The 16,905-nt window shown below is 42.7% G+C and carries 11 protein-coding genes; all 11 read left to right on the forward strand.

Annotated features, from left to right (window positions below; translation table 11 throughout):
• The first annotated feature begins 607 nt into the window (after positions 1–607).
• The 11 genes from BA724_RS09450 to BA724_RS09500 all read left to right on the forward strand — a co-directional run bounded on the left by BA724_RS09450 (position 608) and on the right by BA724_RS09500 (position 16,668).
• Complete coding sequence (locus BA724_RS09450) at positions 608–3,505, forward strand: DEAD/DEAH box helicase (protein WP_069938421.1); 2,898 nt, start codon at positions 608–610, stop codon at positions 3,503–3,505.
• A 1-nt stretch (position 3,506) separates the two neighbouring features.
• The gene (mutT, locus tag BA724_RS09455; protein WP_069938422.1) at positions 3,507–3,899 is read left to right on the forward strand and encodes an 8-oxo-dGTP diphosphatase MutT; all 393 of its coding nucleotides are present in this window, start codon (positions 3,507–3,509) and stop codon (positions 3,897–3,899) included.
• A 258-nt stretch (positions 3,900–4,157) separates the two neighbouring features.
• Positions 4,158–5,543 carry a sigma-54 interaction domain-containing protein gene (locus tag BA724_RS09460; RefSeq protein WP_069938423.1) on the forward strand — a complete coding sequence of 462 codons (1,386 nt, stop codon included), beginning with the start codon at positions 4,158–4,160 and terminating at the stop codon, positions 5,541–5,543.
• A gap of 327 nt (positions 5,544–5,870) precedes the next feature.
• Positions 5,871–6,851, forward strand: coding sequence for an agmatinase (gene speB / locus BA724_RS09465; RefSeq protein ID WP_069938424.1), 981 nt, complete (start codon positions 5,871–5,873; stop codon positions 6,849–6,851).
• Positions 6,852–6,884: 33 nt separating this feature from the next.
• Positions 6,885–8,309 (forward strand): sodium:solute symporter family protein, encoded by a 1,425-nt coding sequence (locus BA724_RS09470; protein WP_069938425.1) that lies wholly within the window; start codon positions 6,885–6,887, stop codon positions 8,307–8,309.
• 11 nt (positions 8,310–8,320) lie between these two features.
• Entirely contained in the window at positions 8,321–9,763 is a 1,443-nt protein-coding gene (locus BA724_RS09475; protein ID WP_069938426.1) for an aldehyde dehydrogenase family protein, read from the forward strand.
• Positions 9,764–9,779: 16 nt separating this feature from the next.
• The gene (locus BA724_RS09480; protein WP_069938427.1) at positions 9,780–11,168 is read left to right on the forward strand and encodes a purine-cytosine permease family protein; all 1,389 of its coding nucleotides are present in this window, start codon (positions 9,780–9,782) and stop codon (positions 11,166–11,168) included.
• The gene (locus BA724_RS09485; RefSeq protein ID WP_069938428.1) at positions 11,152–11,985 is read left to right on the forward strand and encodes a carbon-nitrogen hydrolase family protein; all 834 of its coding nucleotides are present in this window, start codon (positions 11,152–11,154) and stop codon (positions 11,983–11,985) included. The genes BA724_RS09480 and BA724_RS09485 overlap by 17 nt, the downstream gene beginning before the upstream one ends.
• A complete protein-coding gene (locus tag BA724_RS09490; protein WP_425389013.1) occupies positions 11,945–12,622 on the forward strand; it encodes a cyclase family protein in 678 nt (225 codons plus the stop codon). The genes BA724_RS09485 and BA724_RS09490 overlap by 41 nt, the downstream gene beginning before the upstream one ends.
• A 124-nt stretch (positions 12,623–12,746) precedes the next feature.
• Positions 12,747–13,166 (forward strand): VOC family protein, encoded by a 420-nt coding sequence (locus BA724_RS09495; RefSeq protein WP_069938658.1) that lies wholly within the window; start codon positions 12,747–12,749, stop codon positions 13,164–13,166.
• Positions 13,167–13,557: 391 nt separating this feature from the next.
• Positions 13,558–16,668, forward strand: a complete 3,111-nt coding sequence (locus BA724_RS09500; RefSeq protein ID WP_069938430.1) for a PAS domain S-box protein — start codon at positions 13,558–13,560, stop codon at positions 16,666–16,668.
• Positions 16,669–16,905: the final 237 nt, after the last annotated feature.

The raw sequence follows: 16,905 nt of genomic DNA on the forward strand, positions 1-16,905 counted from the left end.
ACCTCCATGATTATTTATTATAAGTGAAAATGATTTTCAAAATCAACATAAGCACCAAGCCGTGCCCTGATGATTTTTTTATACATATTCTGCAAGAGAGAGTGGAGGTGGATACAGATGAAAAAACGTGGATGCGGGTGCGGATGTGGATGCAAAAAACAAGAAGGCTTTAATCCTGGCAGAAAGTCCGGTAAGAAAAAGTCCACGAATTCCGTGACCCAGTCTTCGAAGCGGAAAGGGTGATAGAAGCGATAAAGAAAATAGCCAAAATGATTTAGTCGGTGTCAGGACCAGGCTGCTTTAACGCAGGGGGAGACTGGCACTTTTTCTTGCCGATTGAATGGACATAAACTATTCACGTTTCTTTAAGAAGAAGTAATCTTTTAGCTGTCTGTTCATTTTTTTACTTTTTTATCTTTGTTCTGATTTGCTTAAAGAAAGTATCTGTCTTTTTCCTTTATGATAAGAAGAGAGAAAGAGCAAAATGTCGAACAAGCCCTATTTGCCGATGTGAGAAATAGGCGATTTTTTATATAAATTCGCATGAATAAAGGCCTGTTTTTGTTGGAAGTGGTAATATGGTGGAAAAGAGAAATTTGGTGATAACATGGAAAACTTTATCGAAAACCTGCAAGGTTCTTTATACAAAGGCTTTATCAATCAAAACGAATTAAAGCCGGGCAACTTCAAGCCACAGCTTCTCATTAACAATGCGAAACAAAACGAAAATGTCCTTACCACTATTTTAGAAGAATTGGACAAAAGTCAGTCATTCCTTTTTTCGGTGGCGTTTATTACCGAAAGCGGGCTCGCAACATTAAAAGCGAAACTATTGGATCTGCACCAAAAAGGCATTTGTGGACGTATTTTAACATCGACTTTTTTAAATTTCAACCAGCCGAAAGTATTTAGTGAGTTAATGAAAATCGAAAATATTGAAGTTCGAACGACCGATATAAAAGGATTTCATGCCAAAGGTTACATTTTCGACCAGGGTCATTCATTTTCGCTGATCGTTGGCAGTTCAAATTTAACAGCACACGCTTTAAAAGTAAATTATGAGTGGAACGTCAAGCTCACTTCACACGGAAATGGTGAAATTGTCCATCACTTTAAAGACCAATTTGAAAATGTGTGGGAAAAGGCGGAGACGTTAACTCAAGAATGGATTGACCGCTACGAAGTGACATACAGTGCAACGCAGGAGCAGCGTGCGATGCAGCAAGTCATCGATCCGCCAACGAATTATGAGACAAATTCAATTCAAAAAGCGTTAGAAATTAAACCGAATAAAATGCAGGAAACAGCTCTTCAACAAATTCAATCGCTTCGAAATGAACAAAAACAAAAAGCATTAGTCATTTCTGCAACCGGTACAGGGAAAACGTATTTGTCGGCTTTTGATGTGCGCGCTTTTCGGCCAAAGCGCATGCTGTTTGTGGTGCACCGTGAACAAATTTTGCAAAAAGCGATGAACGATTTTCGAATGATTTTAGGTGGATCGGAAGAGGACTTCGGTATTTTATCAGGCACGTCGAAACAAGTTCAGGCGAAGTATTTATTTGCGACGATTCAAACGATCTCAAAACGTGAGGTTCTTCAACAATTTGAACCAGACATGTTTGATTACATATTGATTGATGAAGTGCACAAAGCGGGAGCGGAGTCATATCTTCGTGTTATTAACCATTTTGTTCCTGCTTTTTTAATGGGGATGACGGCGACACCGGAACGGACCGATGACTTTAATATTTACGAATTGTTTGATTATAACATCGCATATGAAATTCGGTTGCAGGAAGCACTTGAAGAAGACATGCTTTGTCCCTTTCACTATTTCGGCGTCACCGATTTAGAGATTAATGGCGAAGTGATTGACGAAAAGACAACGTTTATGCAACTCGTTTCTGAAAACCGAATCAATCATATTATTGATAAAATCGGTTACTATAGCTATTCGGGTAAAACAGTAAAAGGACTTATGTTTTGCAGTCGAAAAGAAGAAGCGAAAGAATTGTCAGCGAAACTAAATGAGCGAGGGTATCGAACAGTTGCGTTGACTGGAGATGACAGGCAAGAAGTGCGCCTTCGTCGAGTAGAAGATCTTGAAAATGGGAAATTGGACTATATCTTAACTGTTGATATCTTCAATGAAGGAATCGACATTCCGTGTATTAATCAAGTTGTCATGCTTCGTCAAACGCAGTCTAGCATTGTCTTTATTCAGCAGCTCGGCCGCGGCTTGCGCAAGCACGACTCAAAAGATTTCGTCACGATTATCGATTTTATCGGCAATTACAAGAACAATTACATGATTCCAGTGGCACTTTCAGGGGATCAGTCTCAAAATAAAGATAACATCCGTCGCAAAACTGCTGAAACGAATTACATTTCCGGCGCCTCAACAATTAATTTTGAAGAGATTGCACGAAAGCAGATTTTTAAAGCGATTAATAATAGCACATTAAACACTGCTAAATTATTAAAAGAGGCTTTTGTTAATTTGAAAAATAAAATAGGTCACGTACCACTTTTACATGATTTTGTAGCAAATCACTCTATTGATCCGATTGTGATCGCAGACAAATACAATACGTATTACCATTTTTTAATCAGCATAAAAGAAAAAACACCTATATTGTCTTTATACGAACAGCACGTGTTAACGATGTTGTCACTTGAAGTGTTGAACGGAAAACGGCGACATGAAGTTCTTTTATTGGATCAATTACTAGGGCAAAAACAAGTGAGCCATGATACATATTTAAGTATCTTACGTGAAAATGATTGTACAGTAGACGACCAAACGATTGAATCTGTTCAGCGTATCGTTGATCTATCGTTCTTTAATCAAGCAACACAAAAAAAGTATGGTGATGAACCGGTTGTAGTAGTTAAAGACGATATTTATAAGCTGAATGAAAAAATTCAACAAAGTCTATCTGAGAATTTATTTTTTGAAACACTCATGAAAGATGTTATTGAAACAGCAAAAGAAAAAAATAAAGCTTACCTATGTGAGGAATCATTAACAATTTATCAAAAGTATTCGCGTAAAGATGTGTGTAAATTGCTGAACTGGAAAAGTGATGAAAGCTCTACGATTTATGGATATAAACCTAAATACGGGACTTGTCCAATTTTTATCACATATCATAAAAACGAAGAAGTAGAAGCCAGCGTTAATTATGGGGATGAATTTATTAGTCCGGAATTGTTAAAGTGGTTTACACGTAGTAATAGAACGCTAAAATCAACTGAAGTACAAAAAATTGTAGAAGCCGAGCAAAGTGGAGTAGATATTCATATTTTCGTGAAAAAAGATGATGATGAAGGTACAGATTTTTATTATTTGGGCAAAGCACTTCCCGATCGAAAAACAGTTGAGCAAACGACCATGCAAGATAAACATCAGAAAGATATCCCTGTTGTTACAATGAGCATGGTCATGGAAAAGCCGATTGAGCATTCGCTCTATCATTATTTAACCGAAGGAGCCAATTAAGATGAAGAAAACGGTCCGCGTTGTTGGCGCAATAATTGAAAATGAAAATAATGAAATTCTGTGCGCGTTACGTTCACCTGAAATGACCCTGCCGAACTTGTGGGAGTTTCCTGGCGGGAAAATTGAAGCAGGTGAAACACCGGAGCAAAGTTTAAAAAGAGAGATTCAAGAAGAGTTAGCTTGCGAGATTGAAGTTGGAAGCAAAATTGAAGAAGTGACGCATGAGTATGAGACGGTTATTGTTAATTTATTAACGTACCATTCTCGAATTATAAGAGGAGTTCCAACAGCTGAAGAACATGCGGAATTACGATGGATTTCGCGTGATCAATTAAACGAATTAGAGTGGGCGCCTGCGGATATTCCGACGATTGATAAGCTTCATAAACGTTAAAAACCTGAACAACTGGTTTTTGGTTGTTAATAGAAAGAAGTCTGTTGAAGTTGTTTTGGTTGTTATTTTACATTATTTGTTATAATGCGGAAATCTCTAGTGGAATTATTCTGAAGCAGACTGAAAAAATGCTGCTTTATGTTTTTGTTCTTTTGGATGAACTTTACTGTGCAAATCTTTTAATGGCTTTATAATAAAGCTACTAAAAGGTGAAACCTGACATGACCATCTAGTGGAATGAAAGAGTAGGTGAAAGCGATGGAGTTAGTGGAAACCCTGCTTATGGAGCTTGAGGCAATCTTAAATGTATCCAACGACAACATTGTTGTGACGGATGGCGACGGGATTGTGTTGCGGGTCAGTAAAAAGTGTGAAGAGATTTATGGGGGGGATGCGGCTTTTTTTCTGGGCAAGTCCGTCCGGGATCTTGAAGAACAAGGCATCTTTACTCCTTCTGTGACAGCGAGAGTGTTAAAAGAGAAAAAAGAAGTCCAGGTAATGCAGACGGCCGCAAAAGGCGGGAAGGTGATGGCGACGGGTATTCCGGTTTTTTCTCATGATAAACGGCTGATCCGGATCATCAGCTTCTCGCATGATTTAACGGAAATTCAGCGGCTGAAAGAAGATTATGATCAGCTTCAGGCGCGAATGGATCAATATGAAGTGCAGTTGGAAGGGCTTCGGGCTTCAAAGGAAATCGTGCTGAAAAGCAAAAACATGCAGAAGATTTGGGACCTTGTTAACCGGGTGGCAAAAAGCGACGCGACGGTTGTGCTGCTCGGTGAGTCAGGTGTTGGGAAAACGATGTTTGCCCGTGCGCTGCACAATCGAAGCGGCCGGCAAAAGGAAGCCTTTATTGAGGTGAACTGCGGGGCCATCCCGCCGGCACTTTTTGAATCAGAAATGTTTGGTTATGAGGCCGGCGCTTTTACTGGTGCCTCACAAAAGGGAAAGGCAGGCATGATTGAACTTGCAGATCAAGGAACGTTATTTTTAGATGAAATCGGTGAACTGTCGATGGATATGCAGGTAAAGCTGTTGAAAGTGCTGGAAGAAAAACAAGTGAGGAGAATTGGCGGGCATCAAGTGAAGAAAGTGGATTTCCGGCTGCTGGCTGCTACAAACAATCATCTTGAAGAAATGGTGAAAAAAGGGCGGTTTCGCGAGGATTTATTTTACAGGCTGAGTGTCGTGCCAATTACCGTTCCCCCATTACGCGACCGAAAAGAAGATATTATTCAGATGGCGCACTATTTTTTGAGTAAATTTAATCAAAAGTACGAAACCGGCAAAGTATTTCATCATGATGCCCTTGATCTTTTTCATCAATATAATTGGCCGGGCAACGTCCGTGAATTTGAAAATGTCATTGAACGGCTTGTTGTAACGATGGATTCGAACATTATTATGGCGGAGCAGGTTCCATTTTATCATTCTAATCAAAAAGTGGAGACGAAAAAGGAAGAAATGACGATACTTGACTCAGGGTTCACAACACTGGAGGACGCGCTTGAAAAAGTGGAGCGTGAGTGGATCTGTCGTGCATTTCGCCAATGCAAAACAACGTATGAAATGGCGGAGCTTCTTGGAATAAGCCAGCCGACAGTGGTGCGGCGATTAAAGAAATACAAAATTAATTCGTAATGAATTGATAATTCATTTTTGAATCGAAAGAGAGCACTTTCATTCATTAATGAATTATTTTTTTAAAGCAAAAAGTGTCTAAACCTATAGTTCAGCAATTGGCACGCTTCTTGCAATTAAAATGAAAAACGTATTAGAAAGAATTTTATTATTTTGATATAATTGTAAGCGCTTCAATTTTAATTATATTTTTATTGATTTATGAGAATTAACATTGGTATTTAGGGATTTTAAGAATATTGTCAGAAAAACTAACAAGATTATGGATAAAGAAAAAAGATTTATTATTATAATATTAAGAGAATTAATCATCAGGAGGTTTTTTAAATGCCAAAGTATCAGCCGAAAGATTCATTTCAATCCCCGCGTTTTTGCGGTGTACGTACGTTTATGCGCCTGCCGTTAGTTGAACAATTGGATAACGATATGGACTTTGTGATTACTGGTATTCCATTTGATTCCGGACAGTCATTCCGCACTGGGGCAAGATTCGGTCCCCAGGCCATTCGAGATTTTTCGATTTTACTGCGCCCTTACAATCCGGAGCAGGATATAAATGTATTCGATTATGTGTCCGGTGTGGACTACGGAGATGTGCCGATTGTGCCGGGGTTTATTACTGAAACGTATGAGAAAATTGAGGATACGCTGACGCCGGTTGTGGAAAAAGGCATCATCCCAATTAGCCTTGGCGGTGATCACTCGATGACACTGGGTGAGCTTCGGGCCATTGCGAAAAAGCATGGACCGGTGGCCCTGCTGCAGTTTGATGCTCATTCAGATACGTGGGACAGCTACTTTGATCAAAAATACAACCACGGCACTGTATTCCGGCGGGCAATTGAAGAAGGGTTGATTGATACGAAGCGCTCTATTCAAGTCGGCATGCGCGGGGGGCTTTACGGGCCGGAAGATCTAGAAGACGCGCGTGAGCTTGGGCTGGACGTTTATTCAACGAACGATTATAAACGGATGGGTGTAGACGCGATGCTGGATATTATTCGTGAGCGAGTGGGAGAAGGACCGGCTTTTTTAACATTTGATATCGATTTTTTAGATCCAGCTTATGCCCCGGGAACAGGGACGCCTGAAATCGCAGGTGCCAGCATTGATGATGCACTAGCTTTTGTCAGAGGGCTAGCGGGTCTTGACTTTGTTGGGTTTGACCTTGTGGAAGTGCTGCCGGCTTATGATCACGGAGACATTACTGCCGCCGCTGCCGCTAACATCGTGTATGAATTTATCACGCTTATTGCGTTGAAGAAACGAATGGGGGCTGCCCATCATTATATTACCGCTGTAAAGTAATAGAGGCTCATTCCCTGATAGGAGGTTATAGGTATGCATTTCGTTGATGTAGTAGTAATGACGGCTTATTTTATTGCGCTTATTGTCGTCGGGATTATTGGCGCAAGGCGGGCAAAAACATCTGAAGATTATATCGTGGCGGGACGCAGCCTTGGCTTTACGATGTATTTAGCCTGCTTGGCCGCTGTTATTTTAGGTGGTGCATCGACAATCGGCACTGCGAGGCTCGGATATGAATTTGGCTTGTCCGGATTTTGGCTTGTCGCGATGCTTGGACTCGGTATTTTAGCTATTGGTTTGTTTTTAACAAAAAAGATTTCGAACTTAAAGGTGCTGACAATTAGTGAGATGCTGCATGACCGTTTTGGCGCTCAAACCGGCCTTGTCAGTGCTGTTGTTGCAGCCATTTATGCCATGATGGTTTCGGTCACTCAAGTCATTGGCATGGGCACGATTTTAAATGTGCTGCTTGGCTGGGATTTGACGTTATCCATGATTACAGGCGGTGGAATCGTTCTTTTTTATACGATGCTCGGCGGTATGTGGTCAGTGACGATGACAGATATTGTCCAGTTTGTAGTCATGACCGTTGGTATTTTTTTCATTATGCTGCCAATGAGTTTAAGTAAAGCAGGAGGATGGTCGTCTCTTGAAGCTGGTCTTCCTGAGGCGCATTTTGATTTTACTTCTATTGGAGCAGGCACTATTTTTCAATATTTTCTTCTGTTCTGCCTTGGGATGGTCGTCGCACAGGATATTTGGCAGCGTGTTTTTACGGCGAAAACAGATAAGGTGGCGCGTGTTGGTACGATCGGGGCAGGCCTCTACAGTTTTGCTTACGCACTTGCTGTAAGTGTGATCGGGATGTGCGCACTGATTGTCGTACCGAATTTGGGCGATACGCAGACGGCTTTTGCAAGCATGGCAATCGAAACGCTGCCCGCGGGCATTTTAGGGTTTGTTCTGGCAAGTGTCGTTTCCGCTTTAATGTCCACTGCATCAGGCACTCTGCTTGCGTCATCGACATTGATTGTAAACGACATTATTAAGCGTCAATTTATGAAAGAAATGAATGATAAAATGTTTTTGTTTGTATCCCGTGTGACCACATTTATGATCGGATTCATTACGATCATATTTGCCTTATGGATTCAAGATGTCCTTGTGGCCCTGGATGTCGCTTACGCGGTTTTATCCGGCGCTGTATTTTTTCCGGTAATAGCAGGGTTTTTTTGGAAGCGTGCGACGACTCGCGCTGCTTTTTATTCCATTACTTTAAGCACGATTGTTATTTTATCCGGACTTGCCGTTAAAGGTATTACTTCTACAGATCCAATTCTTTACGGTTTGCTGACGAGTGCGGTTGTACTTGTGGCTGTAACTTATATGACATCGGAACAAAAACAAAACACATCCGTTATCGAAACGGATGAGAACCGGACTGGAAAAATTATATAAGAGGTGGAAATATGCATAAGCACGTATATATCAATGGAGAATGGCTGACTGGGAAAGGAGGGGCGCGGCAGCTGCTTTCTCCTTTGTCACTAGAGGAGACAGCGCTAATTTATGAAGCGGATCCATCTCAGGCGGGGGAGGCGATTCAAGCTGCGGATCAGGCCTATGAACAGCGGGAGTGGTCTCAAAATGCTGCTTTGAGAATTCGGTGTCTGGAACAGCTGGCAGCTAAAATATCGGAAAATTCAGATATTTTAGCTGAGATAGAAATGACCAATACTGGAAAGCCAATACGGGAAGCAAGGTTAGACGCAGAAGACTCGGCTGCCTGCCTGCGATATTATGCTAGTTTCATAAAAAAGCAGCAAGATAGGTTCATTCAAATGGAAGACGGATCTACAAGCACTGTCCTGCAGGAGCCAATTGGTGTGTGTGCACTCATTGTACCATGGAATTTCCCGCTCCTTCTCGGTATGTGGAAAATTGCGCCTGCTCTTGCGGCGGGCAATACGGTAGTCTTTAAGCCTTCTGAAACCACGCCATTATCGATTCTCGCTTTAACAGAAATGATAGACCAGTGCTCATTCCCAAAAGGGGTTTTTAATGTCGTAACTGGAGACGGCTCCATCGGGGAAGTACTCGTCAATCACCCGAAAGTGGCTAAAGTATCATTCACAGGCGGATCGGAAACAGGCCGCCGGATTAACATGCAGTGCGCCCAGTCGTTTAAGCGGGTTTCGCTTGAACTCGGCGGGAAATCCCCGCTTATTGTCCTAGAAGATGCAGATATTGAACATGCGGCAGAATGGGCGGTTTTCGGTGCCTTTTTCAACCAGGGACAAGTATGTGTAGCTTCTTCCCGGCTGCTCGTGGACGAAAAGATATACGATATGTTTTTGACACGGCTGGTTGAAAAAACGGCAGCTATTCGAATCGGCGATCCTTCGTTAGAAGAAACGGAAATGGGTCCGATTATTACAAAGGAACATTTGGAGAAAATTGAACGCTATATCGAGATCGGGCGCAGTGAAGGGGCTGAACTGCTTTACGGCGGAGAACGGCTTGAGCGGGATGGCTTCTTTATCACTCCATCTATCTTTGGCAATGTAACGCAGCAGATGCGTATTGTGCAGGAAGAAATTTTTGGCCCGGTTGTGACGGTACAGTCATTTCGAAATGAAGATGACGCGGTTGAACTTGCGAATGGGACGAATTTTGGACTGGCCGCCGGCGTTCTGTCTGCGGATGTGGAGAAAGCGGAAAGAATTGCTTCCCGTTTAAAAGCAGGCACGATTTGGGTGAACAGCTATCATACGCCTTACCTAGAAGCGCCGTGGGGAGGCATGAAACAAAGCGGTATTGGCCGTGAATTAGGGCCGGATGGATTTCACGCATTTACAGAAGCGAAGCACATAAACAAACAACAGCTTGCATCAAGCGGCTGGTATTCGTAAAAGGGAGGTTTTTTATATGGCAGACTTTAAGAATGGATTAGGGCACGATAGTATTCAGCCTGTAATCGGCAGCGACCGGTCGATGAATTTTTTCAGCACGTTTACGCTCTGGGTGGCAGCGAATTTTGTGATTACCTCGGTTATGACCGGGATGCTGTTTATCCCGGACATTTCTATTACTGAAGCGATGTGGGCTATTTTTCTTGGTTCTGCCATTGGTGCCATTCCCCTTGTGTTAACCGGCTATATTGGCACGAAAACCGGACTGCCGACAATGGCAATGGCACGTGCCGCTTTCGGACAGAAAGGAGCGGTTCTTCCAGCGATCATCAATTCCATCATTTTAATCGGGTGGAGCTGGATTCAGGCGTATATGGCCGGGCTAAGCTTAAACTATGCGGTAGAATACGCAACTGGCTACAGCAACATTAATCTGTTTGTTATTTTAACGGAAGTTCTGGTTGTAGCGATTACGATATATGGCCATAGAGGATTGGAACGCGTGGAAAAATACATTTCCATTACGATGATTGTGTTATCATTTGCCTTATTTTATAAGCTTTTTACAACCTACGATGTACAGTCATTGATTTCAATGCAGCTAAGTGAGAATCCAGTGACAACGACGGTCATTGCGTTTGACATTGTTATGGCAACCGCTTTTTCCTGGATGTCGACCGTCTGTGACTTTAACCGCTATTGCAAAACGAGCATGGCGAGTGTGGCAGGCACCTATACCGGCTATTTGCTCGCTTCGCTGCTTGCAATGGGTATGGGCGCAGTTATCAGCGGCTTCAGCATTTTAAATGGGATGGAGCAGACGTATGATCCGACGGTGCTGCTGGCGCAATACGGATTTGGTTTTGTGGCGGCAATTGTTGTTTTTTGTTCCGTGGTTTCGACGAATGTGATGGCACTGTACAGTGCAGGCATGTCTTTAATGAACGTGGCGCCTAAAGCGGATTTTTGGAAAGTGATCGCCGGTCTTGGCATCGTCTGCACGCTGGGTGCCTTGCTCAAAGAAGCGCTCATGGCAAACTTTTATACGTTTATTTTATTGATTGCCACTTTGTTTATCCCGGTGTTTGCAATTATTCTCGTTGACTACTTCATCTTGAAAAAACGGTATTATAATGCGCAGGAAATTTTGTCAAACGAACGGAAGCAGTATCACTATCAGGGCGGGATCAATCTATCTGCTTACGCTGCTTATGCAGTCGGTGCTTTATTTGCTTATTATTTCACGTATATTCAGCCACTTTCATTTGGCTCTACTGTCGTGACGTTCTTTTTCTCTGCCGTTGTGTACTGGTCGTTGATGAAACTATTTAAGCAGACATCCGCGGTTGTAATAGAAGAGCCTGAACAGGAAGAAGCGGAGATGCCTGATGCAAAAGTTAACTAATGCGAGCGTCGCTATCGTTCAGTCTTTGTTTAAAAAAGGGTGCTTTTATGAAAATCAGCAGTGTATGGAGCAGAGCGTTCAAACGACGTTGAAAACAAATCCGGCCGCTGTGATTTTTTTATTCCCTGAACTGACATTATCCGGTTACTCACTTGAGCGGTCTGTACTTGAAGAAGCAGCGGAACGAAGGGAGGAAGAAGCTGGTTTTGTGAAATCTCTTGCCAAATGGCATGGCGTTTATATTGTGTATGGCTATGCCGAGAAGAAAGACGGAAAATTTTATAATACAGCAGAAATGGTTGGGCCGGATGGGTCTACAAAAGCGGTCTACCGCAAGATCCACCTCACTCCTTTTGAACGTGGTGTTTTTGAAGCGGGGTCGGAATTGGTCGTCGCAAAGACGGAGTGGGGGACGGCCGGATTGATGATTTGCTGGGATTTGGCATTCCCTGAAATGGCGCGGTCGCTCGCTTTAAAAGGGGCAGATATTTTATTAGTGCCGGCTGCATGGGAAAAACCATATGAGCAGCCGTTTCAGACATTTTGTGAAGCGAGAGCAATGGAAAACAACGTATTTGTGGCTGCATGCAACCATAACGGGACAACGGATGGACTCCACTTTTTTGGCCATTCCTCTCTTTTTACACCTGGAGGAGAGAAATGGGCTGATGCTCAAGAGCATTCGACCGTTGTGACGGGTCTGCTTGATTGGGAGGAACGAAAGCGATGGAAAAGCCGCTTCTTTAGTATGATGGATGAAAGGCGGCCGGATGTATATGAAGGAGGCGGTCTGCTTGATTATTCAAAAAATCATTGATTTATCGATTCCCGTTACCGCTCAAACACCGGTTTATCCGGGAGATCCAAAACCCGCTGTCCATCCTGCCGCCCAAATTGAGCGGGATGGATACAATGTCAGTTCCCTGCAAATGGGCTCTCATACAGGGACTCATGTGGACGCGCCTTTTCATTTTAACCAACATGGGAAAACGATTGATCAAATTCCGCTCAGCCAGGTGATGGGGGAGGGCCTTGTGCTGGATGTGACAGGGAAAGAAGCGGGAGAAGAAATTACAATGGAAGACGTCAAGCATTACGAGAAACAAATCAGACCGGGGCTGATTATTCTTTTTTATACCGGCTGGTCCCGATATATAGGGAATGAGCTTTATTTTCAGCATCCTTACATTAGTCCAGCTGTTATTGAATGGCTGCTTGATAAAGGGATTTCGACCTTTTTTATTGATGCCATTAATATTGATCCCCCCGACGGTTCATCTTTCAAGTGTCATGAACTGATCATGGGCGCTGACGGTGTCATCGGCGAAAACTTTACTCATTTTGAAGAGATTACTTTTCTACGACCTTTTATTATCTGCCTTCCTCTTTTGATGCCTGGTCTGGATGGTTCTCCTGTACGTGCAGCTGCTCTAGAGTGGGTTTCAGAAACGTAGAAATAACGCCTAGCAGTTAGAAGAACAGCTTGCTAAAGTTTAAAAATAATAAAAGGTGGGAGCACGTCAAACGGCGAATATCTTTGTTATATAAATAGTAAATACATTGGCGGGAGTGATAAATATAGCGATTCAACCGTATCTAATTTTTGATGGGAATTGTAGAGACGTATTAGATTTTTATGAAAAGGTATTCCAGACGGGGCCTGCCAATCGGATGACGTTTGGTGATTCACCGCCGAATCCCGATTATCCTTTGCCGGAAGAAGCAAAGGATCGCATGATGCATGCGAATCTGGAAGTGGAAGGCACGAAGCTCATGTTCTCGGATACATTTCCGGGCATGCCGTATCATCCGGGCAGTGCCATCACCCTGGCGCTGGTCAGTTCGGATGCGGAAAAGCTTCGTTCTTATTTTGAAGGGCTGTCTGACGGCGGAGAAGTTCTCATGCCGCTTCAAGAAACATTTTGGAGCAAATTGTACGGCCAAGTGCGTGACCAGTTCGGCATTGAATGGCAGATCAGTCATGAGGAACAGGCGTAAGGAAAGGAGTTAAGAGTTTTGTTTTGATCATAAATATTCCTTTTTTGAAAAGCCGTCCAGAATCGTATTCAGGGCGGCTTTGTGCTGTAACAGACGTGTATATAAACGACTAAAGACTAACGAAACGGCCCGCCGTCGGTTAGTCTTTAGTTATGAAGACTGCCACGATACTCACTCTGCTTTATTTCTTCGCACACCGCTTTTTATAGTATCTTTCAGCTATTAATTGTCCGATTATTCCCATTTCAACTCCCAAATCATGTTATGATTATTCTAATATGATCTCGTAAGGGTATTCGTGTAAGCATTTCGTTTATGTTTAATAAAGTAGTGCAAGGGTTTTGGTCAATGTGATTCAGTCGCCGGCCATTATTTTTGAAGGAGGAGCATTATGAAGATTTTTAATGAAGCATGGAGTAATAAAAATAACACATCGAATACATGCTCCGTCTCAACGGATGAAATGGCGTCTATCGCAAACTTACATACATGTATGATCAAATTGCTTGCAGGTGGGGATTCATTGCACACTATCATGAGAACACTGACATTAAAACTGGAAGAGCACTTTAAACGGAAAACATACTGTGCCCTTTTACTGACAGCGGAGGGGGACAGGCTTGCTGTAGAACATGCGCCGAATCTTCCTTCTGAATATCAGCAGGCGATTCATCTCATTAAATCAGGTCCAAAAGCCGGCTCGTGCGGCACAGCTGTTTATCGAAAAGAAACGGTTATTTCGTCTAATATTGAAAATGATCCGCTCTGGGAGGATTTTCGTCAGGATGCCCTGCGTTTTGGACTGAGAGCTTGCTGGTCCATTCCTATTTTAACAAGTGGGCGTGTCGTCGGCACCTTTGCGGTTTATCATACAGAGATTTGTACGCCTGCAGCTCATGAAATCGAGGTGCTGGAAACATGTGCAAGTCTGGCTGGGCTTGCGATTGAACGGGACTTGCGAATAAAGCTGGAGCAGCAGCTGCAAGAAAGCGAACAGCGATTTAAATCATTGTTTGATTATTATCCTCATTCGATTTATGTCTTTTCATTAGAAGGGCATTTTATTGGATTTAATGAAGCAACGGAGCCGGTATCCGGATATAAAAAAGAGGAACTGCTTGGAAAAAGCTTTCTTCCGTTAATTGCCCATGAGGATAGAGAAAACGTATTGCATCATTTTAATCAGGCAAAAAAGGGAATCGTCCAGCATTACGAATGTAAAGTTAAACATAGAAAAGGGAATAATTTAATTATAAGCCTCACCAATATACCTATCACTGTGAATGATGAGATTGTGGGGGTGTATGGAATTGGCCGTAATATTACCCATGAGAAACAAGTGGAACGGGAACTGAATGCCCTCCATAAGGAAACGGAGCATGTATTTAAAAATCATCAGGGGTTCATTTTTAAATATAAAAAAGAAAAAGAACAGTTTATTCATACATTTGGAGAAGGCCAATTAGTTGAGAAATTCGGGTTGAAGATGGCAGAGCTCACTGGGAAGTCGCTAAAGGAATTTTTGCCGGCGGAGGTCGCTTCTCGAAAGGAAATCTATTATGAACAGGCTTGGGATGGGAATGAGACGGGCTATGAAGGAGAGTTAAACGGTGTCCATTACATGGCAATGATGAAGCCGATTTTGATGGATGGACAAGTAGTCGAAGTGATTGTCACATGCAATGATATCACTGAACTGAAGAAAGCCCATGAAGAGCTGCGGGAGACGAAGGAGCTCATGGAGTCTTTTGTGAACAACACAGCGGATGCAATCGGTACAATGAACGTTCACGGCCAGATAACATATGTCAACCAAGCATATGTGGATCTATTTGGCTGGCGGGAAGACGAGCTAATCGGCAAAGAGATTCCGAATGTGCCAGAGAATCAAAAGAAAGAATTCGACCGTTCTGTCCAGCTTGCTTTTGCAGAAAAAAAGGTCAGCCGGTTCGAGACGGAGCGGCTAAGTAAAGATGGACGATTCATTCCGGTTAGTGTGACACATTCTCCGCTAAAAGATAAAAATGGTGTGGTAAACGGGGCATCAGCGATCATTTGCGATATTACCGAACGGAAACGGACGGAACAAGAGCTGGAGGAAAATAAGCAGCGTTATGAGTCCCTTTACAGCGTCAATCCGGATATCGTCTGCAGTATGGATGTAGACGGTGCACTGCTAAATGCCAACCTTTCATTTTATAAGACATTAGGCTATACACCCGAGCAGGTGAAAGGGGCGAGCGGGGAAGTTTTCATAGAAGAGCATTTTCTTAACAAAACAAAGCAATATTTTAAAAAGGCGTTACAGGGAAGCCCGCAAACATACGAAACGACTGGTATTCATCAAAACGGCCAGGGAGTCATGCTGCAGGTAACCAATATGCCTATTGTCGTGAATGATCAAATTGTCGGTGTTCATGGGGTTGCCAAAGACATTACCGAAAGCAAGAAAGTGCAGCAGGAAATTCTGTCTTTAAAACAACAAATGGAACTAGTGCTAGATTCAATAGGGGACGGCATTTACGCCATAAATTTGAACCGGGAAATTACCATAATTAACCCGGCGGGAGCCAAAATGCTTGGTTATGACGTAAAGGAACTGATGGGGAAAAAACCAAAAGACACGTTCCGGCTTCGTAATGAGTCCGAAATTTGTACGCTGCATCAAACGCTGCTTGATGGAAAGGTCCGGTATGTAACAGACGAAGTCTTTTTTAGAAGAGACGGAACAAATTTCCCTGCTGAGTTTGTATCGTCCCCTATATGGGAAAATGGGGATATTTCGGGGGTTGTCGTGGCATTTAGAGATATTTCACAGAAAAAAATGGCTGAGGAATACGTCATTAAATCAGCGAAATTAGAAATGGCGGGACAGCTTGCGGCAGGAGTGGCTCATGAAATTCGCAATCCGCTTACCAGCATTCAAGGATTTATTCAATTATTAGAAGAAACGGACAAGAGAGAACCTGAATACTTCTCGATTATACGATCGGAATTTGAACGGATTGAAGGGATTATCAGTGAATTCCTTGCACTTGCCAAACCGCAGGCGGTAAACTTTCAAGAAAATGATGTCGGTCTTATTCTAAAACAAACCATCCATTTGATGAATGTCCAGGCCATTATGCATGGTATTGAGGTCGTCTCCGTTATTGAGCCAGAGCTTCCTCTTTTTCAATCTGATCAACATCAGCTCAAACAGGTTTTCATCAATGTTATCAAAAATGCAATCGAGGCAACTACATCCAAAGGACAACTGATCATTACCTGTAAAAAAATCAAATCTCATCTTCACATCGAATTTCAAGATCAGGGAGAGGGAATCCCGCCGGAAAGGATCAAGCATCTCTTTGAACCCTTTTACTCCACGAAAGAAAAAGGGACGGGTTTGGGGCTGATGGTCAGCTATAAAATCATTGAAGAACATAAAGGAATCATGCGGGTTGAAAGCGAGGAAGGAAAAGGAACCATTGTTCATATCTTTCTTCCTCTTTCAAGCTAGAAGAAAATCAGCCTGGATCATAAAGAAATGGCGCGTTTTCATTTAAAAACGCGCCATTTCAACAGGCTAATACGCCGCTTTTTAAGTGAATTGAGCTGTCTCAAGGAGCTTTCTTTTCAGTAAGGAAGCTCCTGATTCAATTTTCTGGAAAATTAGTCTTTAACTTGCGCTTCGTTCTTATTTTGAAGGGCTTTCTATGGGCGGTACGGTCACGATGCCGCTCCAGAAAACGAGCTG

It is taken from the genome of Domibacillus iocasae (assembly GCF_001750285.1).
GTDB classification, from domain to species: domain Bacteria; phylum Bacillota; class Bacilli; order Bacillales; family Domibacillaceae; genus Domibacillus; species Domibacillus iocasae.